Source organism: Pseudomonas sp. NPDC087342, assembly GCF_044744265.1.
GTDB lineage: Bacteria > Pseudomonadota > Gammaproteobacteria > Pseudomonadales > Pseudomonadaceae > Aquipseudomonas > Aquipseudomonas nunensis.
Window position 1 is genome coordinate 26,488 of record NZ_JBIUXZ010000022.1, and the last position, 17,404, is coordinate 43,891.

Genomic DNA, 17,404 nt, shown 5'->3' on the forward strand with positions numbered 1-17,404 from the left:
TCTTTAATCGACAAGGTATGACAATGGCGACCTCATCTCAGGCAACACCTCAGGTTCCAGGCGTCTGGCTGGCGACCGCTGACACTCAGCGTTATCAACAAGTGGAACAGCGGGTGGTCGGCCAACTGCTGCAAACCCTGCTGTATGAAAACGTGCTGCCGTACCAACATTCACCTCTGGCTGGCAGCCAATACCGGTTTGTAGTCAGCGGCTTTGATGCCCTGCAACAACCGGTGGAATACCACTGCACCGGTTTGCTCAGCGCGAGTTTCGAACTGATCCGCCTCGACTACTCCAGCCTTGAGCGCGTCGATGCCCAGGGCAAGCACAGCCAACCGCACTTGCATCAAGCGCTGGCCGAACTGCTGAGCGAGCTTCAGGACAGTCCGCACCTGCCACGCTTCACCCATGAACTGGAACAAACCCTGCTCAAGGATCTGCAATCGCGCAGCCAGGGTTATCAGGCTGCAAAGCCACCGTATCAACTGGACGTCGATGCGCTGGAACAGCACTTCATGGATGCCCACAGCTATCACCCTTGCTACAAATCGCGCATCGGTTTTTCGCTGAAAGACAACGCCAATTACGGGCCAGAATTTGCCACGCCAGTCGCCATTGTCTGGCTGGCCGTGGCGAAAACCTGCGGGGCGATGAACATCTCCCGCCACCTGAACTACGCCGATTTCATCCAGCAGGAATTCGGCCTTCAGCGCTGGCAGGAACTCGCAGAAAGCCTGACCGACCAAGGCAAGTCGATGGGCGATTACTGGCTGATGCCGGTGCACCCGTGGCAGTGGGAAAACGTTGTTGTCCCGGTGTTCTACCCGGAACTGGTCAGCGGCGAGGTGATCCATCTCGGCACCACGGATGATCGTTATAAAGCGCAGCAATCGATCCGCACCCTGGCCAACGTCACGGACAAACAGCGGCCTTACGTCAAACTCGCGCTGAGCATGACCAACACCTCCAGCACGCGCATCCTGGCCCGTCACACCGTGATGAACGGCCCGATCATCACCGACTGGCTGCACCAGTTGATCCGCAGTGACAGCACCGCCCGCGACCTCGGGTTTGTGATTCTCGGCGAAGTGGTTGGCGTCAGTTTTGACTACGATCACTTGCCCGCCACGCGTATGTCCCAGGCCTACGGCACCATGGGCACCCTGTGGCGCGAAAGTATTCACCAGTACCTGGAAGACGATGAGCAAGCGGTGCCATTCAATGGCTTGAGCTCCGTGGACAACCGCTACGGTGACGGTGAACAAACCCCGTTTATCGACGCCTGGATCAAGCAACACGGCCTGCATGCCTGGACCCGACAACTGCTGCAAGTCGCGGTGTCGCCGATCATTCACATGCTCTACGCCGAAGGCATCGGCATGGAATCCCACGGGCAGAACATCGTCCTGATCGTCAAGCAAGGCTGGCCGCAACGGATTGCCCTGAAAGACTTCCACGACGGCGTGCGCTATTCGCCGCAACACCTCGGCCGCCCCGAGCTGAGCCCGACTCTGGTACCGCTGCCGGCCAGCCACGCCAAGCTCAATCGCAACTCGTTCATCCTCACTGACGATGTGGATGCAGTGCGCGATTTCTCCTGTGACTCGTTCTTTTTCATCGCCCTGGCCGAGATGGCGATCTTCCTGCATCAGCACTATCAACTGGCCGAAACCGAGTTCTGGCAGATGACCGCCGAGGTCATCACCGGTTACCAGGCCAATCACCCGCAACACCGTTTGCGCTATGACGCATTTGATGTGTTCGCGCAGTTCTACGAAGTCGAGGAACTGACCAAACGCCGCCTGCTGGGCGATGGCGAACGTCGATTCAAAAAGGTGCCGAACCCGCTGCACGCGTTCCGGCCGCAATCATGCTGAGGACCAATCTGCTCAAGCAGAAGCTCCTTAACGGGGAGTCGGCCTACGGTTTGATCAGCTCGATCCCGGCGCCAGCGGCCATCGAATTGATTGCCGAGGCCGGTTTCGATTTCGTGATCATCGACATGGAACACGTGCTGATCAACCCGGAAACCGTGGAGAACATGATCCGCACCGCCGAGAGCTACGCGCTCACGCCGCTGGTGCGAGTGGCGGACCTCAATCCGAAAACCATGCTGCGCCTGCTCGATGGCGGTGCCCAGGGCATCGTGTTGCCGATGATCGAAAGCCCCGAATCGTTGGCCGAAAGCATCCGCGCCTGCAAATTCCATCCGCAGGGCAATCGCAGCTTGAACGCCGGGCGCCCCGGTGCATTCGGCAAACATAGCCTGGCGGAATACATCGGTCTGGCCAACGCGCAAATCATGATCGTGGCGATGATCGAAAGCGTCGAAGGCGTGCGGCGCGCGGCAGAAATTGCCGCCGTACCGGGCCTCGACATGATCCTCGAAGGCGCGGCGGATTTGTCGCAATCGATGGGGACGCCGTGGCAGATCGACCGCCCCGACGTGCAGCAAGCGCTACTCGCCAGTTGGCAAGCCGCCAGTGCTGCCGGCGTGCCGTACTGCGCGATTCCACGCCAGCCGGGTGACCACGAACGGTGGTTGGGCCGGGGCGTTAAAAGTTTTGTTTTGGGTGACGAGCGTGGCATCGCTTTTCGTGCCCTCCAGGCCAAATTGGCCGCCACTTCAGCAGAAGGAAAATAATCCGATGAACTTCACCACAATGGCCGCCGACAGAGTGATGCAGGATCTGGTCGATTGTTTGCTGGCCGAACATTTTTTCGGGACCGAGCCGCTGAACCTGGAGGCACCCGCAGCCGACCAGCCGTTCAGCGGATTGAGCGCCGAGCAGCGCATCTGGGAATGGAAGGGTTCAATCTTCGTCGCCCTGCGCCCCGGCATCACCCAGCAATGGGAGAAAGTCCCGGGTACGCCGGTATTGGGTCGCGAGAATGGCCAACTGATCGAGTTGTCTCCCGAAGCCTTTATGACCCAGGTACTGGCCGGGATGACCGACCGCTACCAGGACAATGAAAAGGGCTTCGCGCTGTTCCTCGACGTGCTGCGCACCAGCGTGCGCCAGACCGAGCTGTCCCTGGCCCATCGGGTCAACAGCGAGCGCTTGCTGGAAAAGAGCAACGCCGACTTTTTCCTGACCATGGAGCAGTGGGCTTCGTTGCGTGATCGTCCTTATCACCCATTGGCCAAAGCCAAGCAGGGTTTGAACGACGCTGAATATCAGCACTATCAAGCGGAATTCGCCCGCCCGGTGGCGCTGAATTGGGTCGCCATCGACCGCACGTTGCTGCAATGCGGCGATGGTGTGACTGACTTGGCGCTGGATAATCCCGCCGAGCATTTACTGCCATTCGCGCTGCACGCCGGCCTGCAACACGAGATGCAGCAACGGGGCATTTACGAGAGCCATATCGCGCTGCCGGTGCATCCTTGGCAGTTCGATCATGTGCTGGAAGCGCAGCTCGGCGATGCGTTCGCCAAGGGTGACTGCCAACGCCTGGACTTCAACGACGGTGATTTCTACGCCACTTCGTCGCTGCGTTCGATGACCCCGTGCTTCAACAGCGCCGATTACCTCAAGTTGCCGATGGCGATCTATTCCCTCGGCGCCTCGCGTTACCTGCCGGCGGTGAAGATGATCAACGGCGGCTTGAGTGAAAAGCTGCTGCGCCAGGCGCTGGGCAAGGACGAAACCCTGCAAGAGAAACTGCACCTGTGCGATGAAACCAAGTGGTGGGCGTTCATGCCGCCTGACGCGACATTGTTCGACGAAGCGCCGCGTCACTTGGCTGCCATGGTCCGTGGTTATCCACCGGCGCTGCTGGAAGATCGGGACACCCGACTGGTGCCGATGGCCGCCCTCGGCACGCCGCTGCCCGGCAGCAACCAGCACTTCTTCGATGACTGGATGGCCTACCGTCAACTGCCGGCCAACGCCGCGTCGGTGATGACGTTGTTCCGCGAATTGAGCCACAGCTTCTTCGACATCAACCTGCGGATGTTCCGCATCGGCATGCTCGGCGAGATCCACGGGCAAAACGCGGTGCTGGTGTGGAAGGCCGGTCATGCCCAGGGCTTGCTGCTGCGCGATCACGATTCGCTGCGCATCTTCGTGCCATGGCTGGAACGCAACGGCCTCGCTGATCCGGCGTACCGCTTGAAGAAGGGCCACGCCAACACGCTGTATCACGAGCGTCCTGAAGACCTGTTGTTCTGGCTGCAGACTCTCGGCATCCAGGTCAACTTCCGCTCGATCATCGAAACTCTGGCGGTGGTTTACGGGTTGCCAGAGCGCGATTTGTGGAAGGCGATGGGCGAAGTGTTGAACGAGTTGGTTGACACCATCGACTTCGACACCGAAGCTCGGGCGATGATTAAACAGCAACTGTTCGAAGCACCGCACTGGCCACAGAAGTTGCTGCTCACGCCGATGATCGAGCGAGCGGGCGGCCCCGGCAGCATGCCGTTCGGCAAAGGCCAGGTGGTGAACCCGTTCCACCGGTTGCATCGTGAAGACTGACCTTCAACCTCATCCCACCAGGCGCACGCTGTTGCGCCTGTCGTTGGGCGTGCTTGCAGTCAAGTTTTCCATGCCCGCATGGGCACAGACCGACGCCGCGCCGCTGCGGGTGATCACCTTGTTTCAGGGTGCCTCCGACAGCGCCGTGGCGTTGGGCGTTACGCCGTGCGGCATAGTGGATTCCTGGAGCGAGAAACCCACCTATCACTATCTGCGCTGGGCGCTGGAGGATGTGCCCCACGTCGGGCTGGAGACTCAACCCAGTCTTGAAGACATCGCGCTGCTCAAACCGGACGTGATCATCGCCTCGCGCTTTCGCCATGAACGCATCGCCCCGTTGCTCAAGCAGATCGCTCCGGTGGTGATGCTGGAGGAAGTGTTCGAGTTCAAAAAGACTCTGGCGCTGATGGGCCTGGCGTTGTACCGCCAGCAACAGGCGGACGAGGTCTTGGCCCACTGGCAACAGCGGGTGGCGCAACTGCGCCTGCAATTGCAGCAGAAGTTTGCCGGACGCTGGCCGCCGACGGTGTCGATTCTCGATGTCCGCGAAGACCACATCCGCAGCTATTTGCCGGCGAGTTTTCCAGGCTCCGTGATCACTGAATTGGGCTTTGATTGGAGCGAAGCCAGTCGGGCGGCGAGCGGGGTGTCGATCAAGCTCACCAGCAAGGAAAGTCTCGCCGTGGTGAATGCCGATATTTTCTTCATCTTCTTGCGCGCGGAGAAAGCGGCAGTGCAGCGAAATTATGAAAGCCTGGTGCAGCATCCGCTGTGGCAGCAAATGCGCGCGCCGCAACAAGGCCAGGTGTGGCGGGTTGATGGCGTGGCGTGGAGCCTGTCGGGTGGCATGCTTGGCGCGAATCTGATGCTCGACGATGTCGCCCGTCTGGTTAAAGCTTCATGAGCAATGCGTTGAAGATGTGGAGTGCGGGCGTTGTGTTGTTGCTGAGCTGCGTGTTGAGCCTGGCGGTCGGCGCGACCTGGATTCCGCTTTCGGAAATTGCAGCGGCATTCGTGCATCCCGATCCGTTGAGCGTCAGCCATGTGCTGGTGACCACTACGCGCCTGTCGCGCACCTTGATGGCCATGGCCGTCGGCGCGAGCCTCGCGGTGGCCGGCGCACTGATGCAAGCGCTGACCCGCAATCCGCTGGCGTCCCCCGGCCTGTTCGGGATCAATGCCGGCGCGACGTTTTTTATCATCCTCGGTTCCTCGTTGTTTTCCCTGGCATCCCCGGACGCGTGGCTGTGGTGCGCGTTTATCGGCGCGGCGGTGGCGGGCAGTCTGGTGTGGCTGATCGGCAACATGGGGCAGGGCAGTCTCAGCCCGTTGCGTATCGTGCTGGCGGGTGCGGCGATGGCGGCGTTGTTTTCCGCGTTCAGCCAGGCATTGCTGGTGGTCAATCAGGATGGACTGGACACGGTGCTGTTCTGGCTCGCCGGTTCGTTGACCGAACGCAGCCTGTCGGTCGCCGCGCCGTTGTTGCTGTGTGGCGTGCTCGGCTTGTTCGGCTCGATGTTGCTGGCGGGGCAGGTCAATGTGCTGAACGCCGGCGAAGAAATTGCTACCGGCCTCGGACAGCGCACCGGTTTGATCCGCTTGTTGATGGCCGTGCTGGTGGTGTGCCTGGCGGGCAGCGCGGTGGCGTTGGCCGGCAGTATCGGCTTTATCGGGTTGCTGGTGCCGCACATGGTGCGCAAGGGGTTGTCGATTGACCATCGCTGGTTGCTGCCGGGGAGTGCGCTGCTCGGTGCGATTGTGTTGCTGCTGGCGGATACCTTGTCGCGGGTGCTGATCCTGCCGCAAGAAGTGCCGGTGGGCGTGATGACCGCACTGTTCGGCGCGCCGTTTTTCATTCTGTTGGCGCGCCGTGGAGGTCGTTATGGATAAGGTCCTGACCTGGCGTCGCAGCGGGTTTTCCCGGCGGATCAATGTCGCGACGTTGTGGCGTTTGTTGGCGGCCGTGGTTGTCACTGCATTGATCATGCTCGGCTCGCTGTCCCTGGGCAAAGTCATGCTCTCGCCCTTGGAAGTGCTGCGCATATTGTTCTCGAACCAGGACGCCAGCCTGACGTTTATCGTCGAGCAACTGCGCTTTCCGCGCCTGTTGTTGGCGGCGCTGGTGGGCGCGGCGTTGTCGGTGTCCGGGCTGATCCTGCAAAGCATCATCCGCAACCCGTTGGCCTCACCGGACCTGCTGGGAATTACCAGCGGCGCGAGTGCGGCGGCGGTGTTGTACTTGTCGTTTTTCTCGGTGGCGCTGGGCCAACAGTATCTGCCGCTGGCGGCGATGCTCGGTGCTGGGCTGGCAGCATTGGCGATTTATTTGCTGGCCTGGAAACAGGGGACTTCACCACTGCGGCTGGTGTTGATCGGCGTCGGCATCTCCGCGATGTTGACCGCCGCCACCACGTTCATTCTGGTGTTCAGTCCGTTGACCACGACCCTGTCGGCCTATGTCTGGCTGACCGGCAGCGTGTACGGTGCCAGTTGGCCTGAACCGCTGGCGCTGGGCTCGTGGTTATTGGGCATTTGTCCGCTGCTGGTTTTTCTGGCGCGGCAGGTGATGGTGCAACAACTGGATGACAGCCTCGCCATGGGCATCGGCGTACGCGTGCAGTGGCTGCGCGCTGGTCTGTTGCTGGTCAGCGTGGCGTTGGCCGGTGCGGCGATTGCCTGGGGCGGGGCGATTGCGTTTGTCGGGTTGATTGCGCCGCACATTGCCAAGCGCTTGGTGGCGCCGGGGTTTGGCGGTCAGGCGGTGATGGCGGCGCTGGTCGGCGCGAACCTGGTGGTGCTGGCTGATCTGGCCGGGCGCACGCTGTTTTTGCCGCTGGATCTGCCCGCCGGGATTTTTGTCGCCGTGCTCGGCACACCCTTTTTTCTCTATCTGTTGATTAAACAACGTCATTAAGGAATTCAACGTATGACGTCGATTGCAAGTCGCGGCCTGACCCTGAGTTATCAGCGCCAGGTGATTATTGACGCGCTGGACATGCAACTGCCCCAAGGCAAGATTTCGGTATTGATCGGCAGCAACGGCTGCGGCAAAAGCACCTTGCTCAAATCCTTCGCCCGCCTGCTGAAACCGCAGCAGGGCTCGGTGATTCTCAACGGTGTGGATATCCAGCAAAAATCCACCGCCGCCGTGGCTCGGGAGCTGGCGATTTTGCCGCAAACCCCGAGCGCGCCGGAGGGCATCACCGTGCGGCAATTGGTGGCGCTGGGGCGCTATCCGTATCAGAGCTGGATGCAACAGTGGTCGGCGGAAGACGAAGCCATGGTCAACCGCGCGCTGACGCAAACCAGTCTGCTGGCCCTGGCGGATCGGCCGGTGGACGCGTTATCCGGTGGTCAGCGCCAGCGCGCGTGGATCGCCATGACCCTGGCCCAGGACACCGGCATCGTGCTGCTCGACGAACCGACCACGTTCCTCGACCTGGCGCATCAGATCGAAGTGCTGGACCTGCTGCGCGACCTCAACCGGCTCGAAAACAAAACCATCATCATGGTCCTGCACGACCTCAACCTCGCATGCCGTTACGCCGACCACATGGTCGCGGTGCACAACCAGACCGCGTTCGCCCAAGGCCGGCCCGATGAAGTGCTGACCGAGGCGCTGGTCAAAACCGTGTTCGACCTCAATTGCCGGATCATTCCCGATCCGTTCTTCGGCACGCCGCTGTGCATTCCGTTTGGCCGGGAATTGCCGCAATGAATCTGGCTGGGCATTTCACTGAGTCGGAGTGGGCGGTGTTGTCCGGCGGGCTGCGGCTCAAGGACAGCGCTGAACGTGATTCGCTGCGTTCGTTGATGGCTCGGGATTTGTTGCAAGAGGACGTGTGCGTGCAACTGCTGGACGCGTTGGGCCCGGTGATCGGCTCGCCGACTCGGGCGATTACCGCCTCGTTGCTCGGCAAGCGTTTATCGTTTCTGGCGACCGGCGCCTGTTTGTATGCGATGTCGGTGTATGACAAAGGCTTGCTGATGTCGCTGGACAATACGGTGGTCGAGCATGGTCACGACGACGGGTTGTGGACGTCTTCGATGCCGATTAGCCATTCCTTTCCGCTGACATATGAAGCGGGCGAACGTGAAGCCTGGCGCGAAACCATCGTTCAAGCGCTGTTCGCCGACTTGCTGAAACCGCTGTGGCAAACCTTCAACCGCATCACCGGTGTTTCCCGGCGCATCCTTTGGGAAAACACCGCTGTGCGTGTGTACTCGCTGTATGAAAAGCGCATGGCGAAAATCGACGACCCGGCGGTGCGCGAGCGATGTGAAGCGGATTTCACCTGGCTGATGACCCAAGCCGAACCCGCGCTGTTCGGCCTCGATTACAACCCGCTGAGCCATTTCCGCCGACCGCCGACGCTGGTGGACGACGGGCAACGCAGCATCCGCTTTCGCCGCACTTGCTGCTTTTACTACCTGGCCACCGAGCCTGCTGAATACTGCTCGACCTGCCCATTGCTGCGTCCGGGGAAAAAATGCCGATGAGTTACCTGATCAATCCCCGCCAGCAAAACCTCAGCCCGGAGTTGATCGCCAAGTACCAGTCGATCCCGCCGTCCACCATCGGTCACTTTTCCGATCTTGGCTTTCTGCGCGGGATCAAACCGCTGTTCAACGACATCCGCATGGTTGGCAATGTGGTCACGGTCAAAGTCTTCCCGCCGGATGGCAGTGTTTTGCGTGAGGCGCTGTTGTTGAGTCAGCCGGGGGATGTGTTGGTAATCGAATGCGTGGGCGATGATGAATGCGGCTGTTGGGGTGAATTGCGCACCTTGGCAGGACTGATCAAAGGGTTGGCCGGAGTGGTGGTGTCGGGCGCGGTCACCGATGTCAGTGCGCTACGCCAACATGGGTTGCCGGTGTTTTGTCGCGACGTCAGTGCGTACACCACGCGTGGCATTGGCGTTCAGGGTGAGGTCAATCAGCCTATCCGGATTGGCGAGGTGACGGTGCATCCGGGGGATCTGGCCATTGGTGACGATGACGGCGTCTTCATTCTCGATGCCGGGCGTGCTGCCGAGCTATTGCCCGAATTGATGGCCAAAGAAGAAGCCGACCAACGCCGCCGCGCAGAATTCCTCCAGAAACTCGAAGCCCGACGTAGCTAGAGCTGCCCGGCTCACGTAAAACCTGTAGGAGCGAGGCTTGCCCGCGAAGGCGTCCTCGAGGGCACCACCTGTAGGAGCGAGGCTTGCCCGCGAAGGCGTCCTCGAGGGCACCACCTGTAGGAGCAAGGCTTGCCCGCGATAGCGATCTCAAGGACGCCTTCGCGGGCAAGCCTCGCTCCTACAGGGGACAGCGTTTTTCATCGATAGAGATCAGCATTTCCAGCGATGTATTGCCGCGCAATGCAGCAATATTTTGATTCGTTGGTCAGTTTTTTTGTAACCGGTTGTTTGCCGCAAGCGCAGAAACCTATAAAGTTAACCTTTCGGTCAGCTTTGCACTGTCAAATACAGCCTTTTGCTTCGTCCAAAAGCGCTTCTGCAAGACTCGAGATCCCCAGAACATAACCAGAAGGGCGGACCTATAACCGCCCAGAGGATGATCCATGTCCAACCGTGATATCTCCCGGCGCTCGTTCCTTCAGGGCGGGCTGGTGGCGGGTGTGAGCGTGACGCTCACGCCGCTCAGCTCCCAGGCGCTGGCTGCCTTGATGGAAAACAGCGTGACCGTGCCGTCCGAGCAATGGCTCGGCAACAACGGCAAGGCGCGCTCGCGTAACGATGCCTTGTCCAAGGTCTGCGGCAGCAAAGTCTTTGCCCGCGACATCCGCGCCAAGGACATGCCGGGCTGGCCGCAGCAGCAGGGCCACGCCATGTTGCTGAAAACCACCAAGGCCGACCGCATCTACGCAGGTGTAGACCTGGCATGGCTTGGCGCTGACTTGCAGCCCGACCGCATCGTCACCGCCGCCGACCTCGACAAGGACGGCATCGTCTTCCCGGAAGAGCACGCGCCCGATCCGCTGCTGCCCGAAGGAAAGGTGCCGATGTTCATCGGTCATCCGGTGGCGATCCTGATCTGGAACGACTTCGAGCGTTTCCGCCAGGCCAAGGCCAAACTCAAATTCAATGACAAAGCGATTCGTTACGGTGCTCAGGTGCCGTTCTACGAAGGCGATCCGTATGGCAGTTTCCGCTACGTACGCGTCGGCGGTGCGACATCGGCGGACGAAGACGAATTCGCCAGCCTCAAGGATTCGATCCTATTCCCGATGCTGAAAAACCGTCGCCCGGTGTGGAATTCGCAGCCAGATCTGCACGGCAACCTGACCGAGCGCGGCTTGTTCTACGCCGACCGCATGAAGCAGCAAATCGACTCGCCGCCGGACAACTGGCTGGTGTTCGACGAGCGCTACAAAACCCCGTCGATCGAACCCGCCGCCATGGAGCCGGACAACGGCAACGGCTGGTACGACCCGGCAACCAAGACTCTGCACTTTGTGGTCGCCACCCAGTGCCCGCTGGAAGCCGCCACCGAAACCGCGAAGATGATCGCACCGTCGCGTTTCGGCCTGGCCAACCTGAATATGCACCCTGGCTACACCGTCGGTTATGGCTCAAAAGACCACAACATCTTCGTCTACTACGCCGCATTGGCCGCGTTGTACGGCGCCGGTGTGCCGGTGCGTCTGGCCAACGACCGTTACGAGCAATTCCAGAGCGGCATCAAGCGTCACCCGTTCGACATCCGCTACCAATTGGCCGTGGACAAAAACGATCACAGCTTCAAGATTTTCCGCGCCGAAATGAGCGTCGACGGTGGAGGAAGGATCAACTACAGCCCTTCAGTAGCGGCGGTTGGCGCCACGGCGGCGCAGTCGATCTACTACATGCCGCAGAACGATTTGCAGGTCACGGCCTACCATTCCCGCGCTGTTGAAGCCGGCTCGATGCGTGGCTACGGCACCCTGCAAAGCATGGCGTCGACCGAGATGATGGTCGACGAAATCGCTGGTCGCCTCGGCATCGATGCCATCGATTTGCGCAAGAAAAACGCCATGCTCTCGGGCATGAAAAACACCCAGGGCGCGGTTCCGGCCGGAGCCTTGCGCCTGCACGAAATTCTCGACAAGGCCTCCGCCCACGAAGTCTGGAAAAGCCGCGACCTGATCAAGCTTCAGCGCGAAGCTGCCGACCCGGATCACTGGTACGGCGTCGGTTTCGCCATCTGCCAGAAAGACTTCGGCACCGGTTCCGAAGCGCCAATGGCCAGCATCGAATTCACCGCCGAAGGCCACGTGACCCTGCGTCATATCGGCATCGAAATCGGCACCGGCATGTCCACCTCCCAAGCCTTGGTGGTGGCGGATTTCATCGGCATCCCGGCCACCGAAGTGAAGACCGGCGAAACCGAATGGAAAGAGTTGCAGCTGATCACCGGCGGCAACCCGTACATCATGAGCCAGGCCGAGCAGGACGGATTTCTGCGCAACCCGCGCTGGGTCGGCAAACTCGCCTCGGCCTCGTCGGCGACCAACTCCGCGTACTACTTCAGCCACGCCACCCGTGAAGCGTCCCGCGTGCTGTTCAACCACGGCTTGTGGCCGGCAGCGTTGCAGATCTGGGGCCAGGGCCCTTACGGCGGCCAGGCCAATCCGTACGTGGTGCGTCGCGAAGATGCGCATTGGGTCGACGGCAAACTCACCGCCAACGGCATGCAGCCGCTGAGCTTTGAACAACTGGCGAAACACGCCCACGAAAAAGGCCTGGTGACCGGCGCAACCGTGCACGGTTTCAACCGCTGGAGCTGGGCCGAGGCCGAGTTCAGCATCGACGGCGTGCGCGAGCGTCTGCCCCTCGACGGCTTGGCGGTGAAGTACGGCGACGGTGCTCCGAACGCGAAGAAAGCGCAGATGATCAGCGCCGGTTTCCACTTGCTGGACCGCCAGAACGTGCACTACCCGGACACCCAGTTGAACAACGCGGCGGTGACTTACTACAGCCCGGTCGCGACGCTGGTGGAATTGAAAGTGAACAAAGGCTCCGCCGAAGTGCAAGTACTCAACCATCACTCGTGGGTCGAGTGCGGTCGGGTGCTGGTGGAAGAACTGGTCAAGGGCCAGCTCGAAGGCGGGATCGCCATGGGTATCGGCCATGCGCTGCTCGAAGAGATGCCGCTGTACGAAGGCGGGCCGGGGGAGGGTGACTGGAACTTCAACCGTTACCGCTTGCCGATGGCCCGGCACGTTGCCGTCTGGAACCAGACCGCCGAGATCCTGCCGCCGCTGTCGCCGAGCGATCCGTCCAAGGGCATTGCCGAAGTGGTGATGATCCCGGTGGTCGGCGCCATCGGTAACGCCGTGGCGCACGCCATCGGCAAACGGGTCCGCGACCTGCCTATCACTTCCGCACGCATCAAGGAGGCCCTCAATGGCTAACCGTCCGCTTCAACTGACCCTCAACGGTCAATCCGTCGGCCCGGTGGACATCCCTGATGACCTGCCGATGATCGATTACCTGCACGAATACAAAAACCTCACCGGCTCGCGCCTCGGCTGCGGCCAGGGCATCTGCCACGCCTGTGTGGTGATCGTCGATAACCCCGACGGCACCAGCGAAGAAGTGCGCACCTGCATCACCGGCGCGCACTACTTCGAAGGCAAGAAAGTGCGGACCATCGAAGGCCACGCGACCCGCGATGAACAGGGCAAGGTCACTGAACTGAACCCGATCCAACAGCGTTTCGTTGATGAATTCGCCTTCCAGTGCAGCTATTGCGCACCGGGTTTCGTCAACGCCGCGACAGTGCTGGTGGAAAAACTCCAGCGTCAGCCCATCGTGAAAAGCCAGTTGGAAAAAGTCATCGAAGACAGCCTCGGCCATCACATCTGCCGCTGCACCGGCTATGTGCGCTACTACAGCGCGACGCGCAACGTGCTGACCGATCTCGGCCTGGTCAAGGAGGGTTAAGCATGAAGCAACTACTTTCCCGCCTGACGCTGGCGGTCGGCCTGGCTGCGCCGGTGTTATTGGCCCACGCGGATGATCAGGTGAAACGCGGCGAATACCTCGCTCGCGCGGCTGACTGCATGGCGTGCCACACCGCACCGGGCGGCGCGCCGTATGCGGGGGGGCTGCCGATTGTCTCGCCGTTCGGCACGATCTACGGCACCAATATCACCCCGAGCAAAGAGCACGGCATCGGTCTGTATACCGATGCCGAATTCTTCGCCGCGCTCACCGAAGGCAAACGCCGGGATGGCGCGAACCTGTACCCGGCGATGCCCTACACCTCGTATCACCTGATGCCGCGCGAAGACTCGGACGCGATTCACGCGTACCTGAAAACCGTCGAGCCGATTGAGCGCGCAGCACCGGTCACCAGCCTGAGCTTCCCGTTCAACGTGCGCCTGGGTTTGATGGGCTGGAACATGCTCTACGGCAAGGACGTGAAACTCGCGCCGACCGAGGGTAAAAGTGAAGCCTTCAAGCGCGGCGAATACATGGTCGAAGTGCTTGGCCACTGCGGCGAATGCCACACCCCACGCGGTTTGCCCGGTGCGATGCAGATGGACAAACGCCTGACCGGCGGTTTGCTCAACGGCTACCTGGCGCCAAGCCTGTTGGCCACTGATCTGGCCGCTCGCGGCTGGAATCAACAGGACTTGAGCACCTTCCTCAAGCACGGCATGAGCGCCCAGGGCACGATGTTCAACGAGATGTTCCCGGTGTTCCACAACAGCACTCAAGGCCTCAGCGACCCAGACCTGGCGGCGATGGCGACGTACCTGCTGGGCGATCCAGCGCCTGCGGCCAAAGTGCTGACCGAAGTGCCGCTGGACAAGATGAGCCCAAGCGCCCAGCGCGGTCGCCAGGATTACCTGAACGTGTGTGCCGGTTGCCACGCGCCGAACGGCGAGGGCAAGCCGCACATCGCGGTGGCCATGCGCGGCAACACCACGTTGCGCCTGGAAGATCCGCGCAACCTGTTGCGAGTGATCGAGGACGGCATCGGCGAACAGAAATTCGCCGGGTTCGAACGCATGCAACCGATGCCGGGCTTTGCCGAAAAACTCAATCATGAGCAACTGACCGATCTGCTGAACTACCTGCGTCAGGGTTGGGGCGGTCAGTCGAGTGAGCTGGCGGTGAGTGATGTGCAGAAGCTGCAAGCGGACGCACCACCGGCCGAGCACAAGGCGCACTGACATGCAGCATCTCGATCTGCAAGTGGTGCGCCGAGCACTGGAATGGTCGGTGGCCGGGCAGCGTGTGTGGTTGTGCACGGTGCTCGCCACCTACGGCTCGGCGCCCCGTGCGCCGGGCTCGCTGCTGGCGGTGAACGCGCAAGGGCAGTGGATCGGTTCGCTGTCCGGAGGCTGCGTTGAGGAGGATTTCCTTGAGCGCGTCGCTGAGGGTTTGTTCGAGCAAGCCGTCAGCGTCGTGCGTTACGGCGAAGGCGATGACCCACGTTCGCGAGTGAGCCTGCCGTGTGGCGGCGTGCTCGATGTGCTGGTGGAGAAGCTTGATTCGGATTGCGAAGTTCAGGCGCATTTGCGGGAACTGGAATCGGCGTTGCTCGGGCAGCGTCGGTTGATCCGCGAGGTCGATCTGGCCAGCGGTGCACGCAGTGTGATCGCGGACAGCGAGCAAGGTGTGCGCATCGAACGCGAGATCGACCGGGTGCGCGTGCGGATCGGCGCGGCTCAGCGCTTATTGCTGGCGGGGTATTCCAGCGTGGCCCAGGCGTGTGCGGAATTTGCCGTGGGCCTGGGTTTCGAGGTGATCCTTTGTGATCCTCGCGATGAAGTGCTGGAAGGCGTGGTGCTGGACGGCGTCGAGATTCGGCGTCAGTTGCCTTCGGTGTTTATCGCTGATGGTGGCTGTCACAGCGACACGGCGGTGGTGGCGTTGACTCACGATCCGCGCATTGATGATTTGGCGATGATGGAAGCGGTGCGCACCGATGCGTTTTACATCGGTGTGATGGGGTCGATGCAGACATCGCAAAAGCGCTTTGAGCGGTTGCGCAGGATTGGAGGGTTGGGGGATGTGGAGCTGGCAAGAATTCATGCGCCGATTGGCCTGAACCTAGGCAGCAAAACCCCCGCAGAAATCGCCCTCGCCGTACTCGCCGATATCCTGCGAATACGAAGCGGCATCCCCCGAAATCGCCTCTAACCCCGTTCCCCTGTGGGAGCGAGCCTGCTCGCGAAGGCGGCCTGTCAGACACCCTCACCGTTGCCTGACACCCAACCCCCTGTAGGAGCGAAGCTTGCTCGCGAAGGCGGCGTATCAGGCAACATTAACGTCGACTGACACCGCAACCCCCTGTAGGAGCGAAGCTTGCTCGCGAAGGCGGCGTATAAGGCAACATTAATGTCGACTGACACGGCCTCTTCGCGAGCAAGCTCAGCTCCTACAGGGGGTTGCGGTGTTGCTTAGTACCCAAACTTATCCCGCAACCCGTAATACCAGGCCCCCAACGCCGCAAATGGCGTGCGCAACAATTGCCCACCCGGAAACGGGTAATGCGGCAAATCCGCAAACGCATCGAACCGCTCAGCCTGCCCGCGCAACGCCTCGGCCAGCACCTTGCCCGCCAAATGCGTATACGTCACCCCATGCCCGCTGCAACCCTGGGAATAATAAATGTTATCCCCCAGCCGCCCGACCTGTGGAAGACGCGACAACGTCAGCAGGAAATTTCCGGTCCAGGCGTAATCAATCTTCACGTCTTTCAACTGCGGAAACGCCTTGAGCATCTTCGGCCGAATAATCGCCTCAATGTTCGCCGGATCCCGCGCGCCATACACCACGCCACCGCCGAAGACCAAGCGCTTATCCCCGGTCAAACGGTAGTAATCAAGCAGGTAATTGCAGTCCTCGACACAGTAATCCTGCGGCAACAGCGCCTTGGCCAACGCATCGCCCAACGGCTCAGTGGTGATCACCTGAGTCCCGCACGGCATCGACTTCGCCGCCAACTCCGGCACCAGATTGCCGAGGTAAGCGTTGCCCGCAACGATGATGAACTTGGCCCGAACCTTACCCTGCGGCGTATGCACCACCGGATTCGTCCCGCGCTCAATGCGCACCGCCGGCGACTGCTCATAAATAGTGCCGCCCAGCGACTCGACGGCCGCCGCTTCACCGAGCGCCAGGTTCAACGGATGAATATGCCCGCCACTCATGTCGAGCATGCCGCCGACATACTGATCGCACGCCACCAGTTCACGGATGCGCTTCTGATCCAGCAACTCAAGCTGCGTATGACCGAAGCGCTCCCACAGCCGTTTCTGCGATTCCAGATGCCCCATCTGCTTGGCCGTGATGGCCGCAAACACACCGCCGTCCTTCAAGTCGCACTGGATATTATATTTGGCGACCCGCTCACGAATGATCCGTCCACCCTCAAACGCCATCTGCCCCAGCAACTGCGCCTGCTTGGGCCCGACACTGCGCTCGATCACATCAATGTCACGGCTATAACTGTTAACGATCTGGCCACCGTTACGCCCCGACGCCCCAAACCCAACCTTGGCCGCCTCAAGCACCGTTACCTTAAAACCGTTCTCCAGCAGAAACAGGGCAGAGGACAGACCGGTGTAACCGGCGCCGATCACACAGACATCAGTCTCTACTTCATCCTGCAAAACCGGACGCGGCGGAACCGCATTCGCCGATGCAGCGTAATAGGACTCTGGGTAGGGGGTGTTCGCCATCCTGCAGCCTCTGTTTAATATATTTTACGAGTCCGCCGATCCTACCCGAGTTAAAAAACCACCGCCAGCCACCGGAAAATCTTCGTCGCAGCACCGAAATTAAATATTTTGCATATTCATAGGGTTAGCTCGAAAAAAGGTGTTGACACCCCTCCGGAATTCCGTAGAATGCCGCCTCACAGCAGGCACGTAGCTCAGTTGGTTAGAGCACCACCTTGACATGGTGGGGGTCGTTGGTTCG

14 protein-coding genes and 1 tRNA gene (1 of these 15 cut by a window edge) are annotated in these 17,404 nt (G+C 60.7%); 14 read left to right on the plus strand and 1 reads right to left on the minus strand.

Annotation, left to right across the window (positions count from 1 at the left end):
- Window positions 1-17: 17 nt before the first annotated feature.
- The 13 genes from ACIOYV_RS26955 (at window position 18) to ACIOYV_RS27015 (ending at window position 15,619) form a co-directional block, all read left to right on the plus strand.
- Window positions 18-1,877, plus strand: coding sequence for an IucA/IucC family protein (locus ACIOYV_RS26955; protein ID WP_401328576.1), 1,860 nt, complete (start codon window positions 18-20; stop codon window positions 1,875-1,877).
- Window positions 1,871-2,644, plus strand: a complete 774-nt coding sequence (locus tag ACIOYV_RS26960; protein ID WP_401328579.1) for an HpcH/HpaI aldolase/citrate lyase family protein — start codon at window positions 1,871-1,873, stop codon at window positions 2,642-2,644. The genes ACIOYV_RS26955 and ACIOYV_RS26960 overlap by 7 nt, the downstream gene beginning before the upstream one ends.
- A 4-nt stretch (window positions 2,645-2,648) precedes the next feature.
- Window positions 2,649-4,478, plus strand: coding sequence for an IucA/IucC family protein (locus tag ACIOYV_RS26965; protein ID WP_401328582.1), 1,830 nt, complete (start codon window positions 2,649-2,651; stop codon window positions 4,476-4,478).
- The gene (locus ACIOYV_RS26970) at window positions 4,468-5,382 is read left to right on the plus strand and encodes an ABC transporter substrate-binding protein (protein WP_054615497.1); all 915 of its coding nucleotides are present in this window, start codon (window positions 4,468-4,470) and stop codon (window positions 5,380-5,382) included. Before ACIOYV_RS26965 ends, ACIOYV_RS26970 begins: the two co-directional genes overlap by 11 nt.
- Window positions 5,379-6,368 (plus strand): iron ABC transporter permease, encoded by a 990-nt coding sequence (locus ACIOYV_RS26975; RefSeq protein ID WP_054615496.1) that lies wholly within the window; start codon window positions 5,379-5,381, stop codon window positions 6,366-6,368. Before ACIOYV_RS26970 ends, ACIOYV_RS26975 begins: the two co-directional genes overlap by 4 nt.
- Entirely contained in the window at window positions 6,361-7,392 is a 1,032-nt protein-coding gene (locus tag ACIOYV_RS26980) for an iron chelate uptake ABC transporter family permease subunit (RefSeq protein WP_265044479.1), read from the plus strand. Before ACIOYV_RS26975 ends, ACIOYV_RS26980 begins: the two co-directional genes overlap by 8 nt.
- A gap of 12 nt (window positions 7,393-7,404) precedes the next feature.
- Entirely contained in the window at window positions 7,405-8,196 is a 792-nt protein-coding gene (locus tag ACIOYV_RS26985) for an ABC transporter ATP-binding protein (protein ID WP_401328586.1), read from the plus strand.
- Window positions 8,193-8,978, plus strand: a complete 786-nt coding sequence (locus ACIOYV_RS26990; RefSeq protein WP_401328588.1) for an IucA/IucC family C-terminal-domain containing protein — start codon at window positions 8,193-8,195, stop codon at window positions 8,976-8,978. Before ACIOYV_RS26985 ends, ACIOYV_RS26990 begins: the two co-directional genes overlap by 4 nt.
- Complete coding sequence (locus tag ACIOYV_RS26995) at window positions 8,969-9,601, plus strand: RraA family protein (protein WP_401328591.1); 633 nt, start codon at window positions 8,969-8,971, stop codon at window positions 9,599-9,601. Before ACIOYV_RS26990 ends, ACIOYV_RS26995 begins: the two co-directional genes overlap by 10 nt.
- A 443-nt stretch (window positions 9,602-10,044) precedes the next feature.
- Window positions 10,045-12,876, plus strand: a complete 2,832-nt coding sequence (locus ACIOYV_RS27000; protein ID WP_401328594.1) for a xanthine dehydrogenase family protein molybdopterin-binding subunit — start codon at window positions 10,045-10,047, stop codon at window positions 12,874-12,876.
- Window positions 12,869-13,408, plus strand: coding sequence for a (2Fe-2S)-binding protein (locus tag ACIOYV_RS27005; RefSeq protein WP_007982256.1), 540 nt, complete (start codon window positions 12,869-12,871; stop codon window positions 13,406-13,408). Before ACIOYV_RS27000 ends, ACIOYV_RS27005 begins: the two co-directional genes overlap by 8 nt.
- Before the next feature lie 2 nt (window positions 13,409-13,410).
- Complete coding sequence (locus ACIOYV_RS27010; RefSeq protein ID WP_401328596.1) at window positions 13,411-14,646, plus strand: c-type cytochrome; 1,236 nt, start codon at window positions 13,411-13,413, stop codon at window positions 14,644-14,646.
- Between the two features lies 1 nt (window position 14,647).
- Complete coding sequence (locus ACIOYV_RS27015; protein WP_401328598.1) at window positions 14,648-15,619, plus strand: XdhC family protein; 972 nt, start codon at window positions 14,648-14,650, stop codon at window positions 15,617-15,619.
- A gap of 260 nt (window positions 15,620-15,879) precedes the next feature.
- Here ACIOYV_RS27015 and ACIOYV_RS27020 read toward each other — a convergent pair whose 3' ends face one another.
- Window positions 15,880-17,163 (minus strand): NAD(P)/FAD-dependent oxidoreductase, encoded by a 1,284-nt coding sequence (locus ACIOYV_RS27020; RefSeq protein ID WP_401328600.1) that lies wholly within the window; start codon window positions 17,161-17,163, stop codon window positions 15,880-15,882.
- 183 nt (window positions 17,164-17,346) lie between these two features.
- Here ACIOYV_RS27020 and ACIOYV_RS27025 point away from each other — a divergent pair.
- A tRNA-Val gene (locus ACIOYV_RS27025) sits at window positions 17,347-17,404 on the plus strand; it runs 119 nt beyond the window's last position.

Excerpts from the sequence above, each read along its gene's own strand:
- ACIOYV_RS26955 (WP_401328576.1), top strand. The coding sequence starts at position 18 with ATGACAATGGCGACCTCATCTCAGGCAACACCTCAGGTTCCAGGCGTC.
- ACIOYV_RS26980 (WP_265044479.1), top strand. The coding sequence starts at position 6,361 with ATGGATAAGGTCCTGACCTGGCGTCGCAGCGGGTTTTCCCGGCGGATC.
- ACIOYV_RS27020 (WP_401328600.1), bottom strand. The coding sequence starts at position 17,163 with ATGGCGAACACCCCCTACCCAGAGTCCTATTACGCTGCATCGGCGAAT.
- ACIOYV_RS26960 (WP_401328579.1), top strand. The coding sequence starts at position 1,871 with ATGCTGAGGACCAATCTGCTCAAGCAGAAGCTCCTTAACGGGGAGTCG.
- ACIOYV_RS26995 (WP_401328591.1), top strand. The coding sequence starts at position 8,969 with ATGCCGATGAGTTACCTGATCAATCCCCGCCAGCAAAACCTCAGCCCG.
- ACIOYV_RS27005 (WP_007982256.1), top strand. The coding sequence starts at position 12,869 with ATGGCTAACCGTCCGCTTCAACTGACCCTCAACGGTCAATCCGTCGGC.
- ACIOYV_RS26975 (WP_054615496.1), top strand. The coding sequence starts at position 5,379 with ATGAGCAATGCGTTGAAGATGTGGAGTGCGGGCGTTGTGTTGTTGCTG.
- ACIOYV_RS27000 (WP_401328594.1), top strand. The coding sequence starts at position 10,045 with ATGTCCAACCGTGATATCTCCCGGCGCTCGTTCCTTCAGGGCGGGCTG.
- ACIOYV_RS27010 (WP_401328596.1), top strand. The coding sequence starts at position 13,411 with ATGAAGCAACTACTTTCCCGCCTGACGCTGGCGGTCGGCCTGGCTGCG.
- ACIOYV_RS26965 (WP_401328582.1), top strand. The coding sequence starts at position 2,649 with ATGAACTTCACCACAATGGCCGCCGACAGAGTGATGCAGGATCTGGTC.
- ACIOYV_RS26990 (WP_401328588.1), top strand. The coding sequence starts at position 8,193 with ATGAATCTGGCTGGGCATTTCACTGAGTCGGAGTGGGCGGTGTTGTCC.
- ACIOYV_RS27015 (WP_401328598.1), top strand. The coding sequence starts at position 14,648 with ATGCAGCATCTCGATCTGCAAGTGGTGCGCCGAGCACTGGAATGGTCG.
- ACIOYV_RS26985 (WP_401328586.1), top strand. The coding sequence starts at position 7,405 with ATGACGTCGATTGCAAGTCGCGGCCTGACCCTGAGTTATCAGCGCCAG.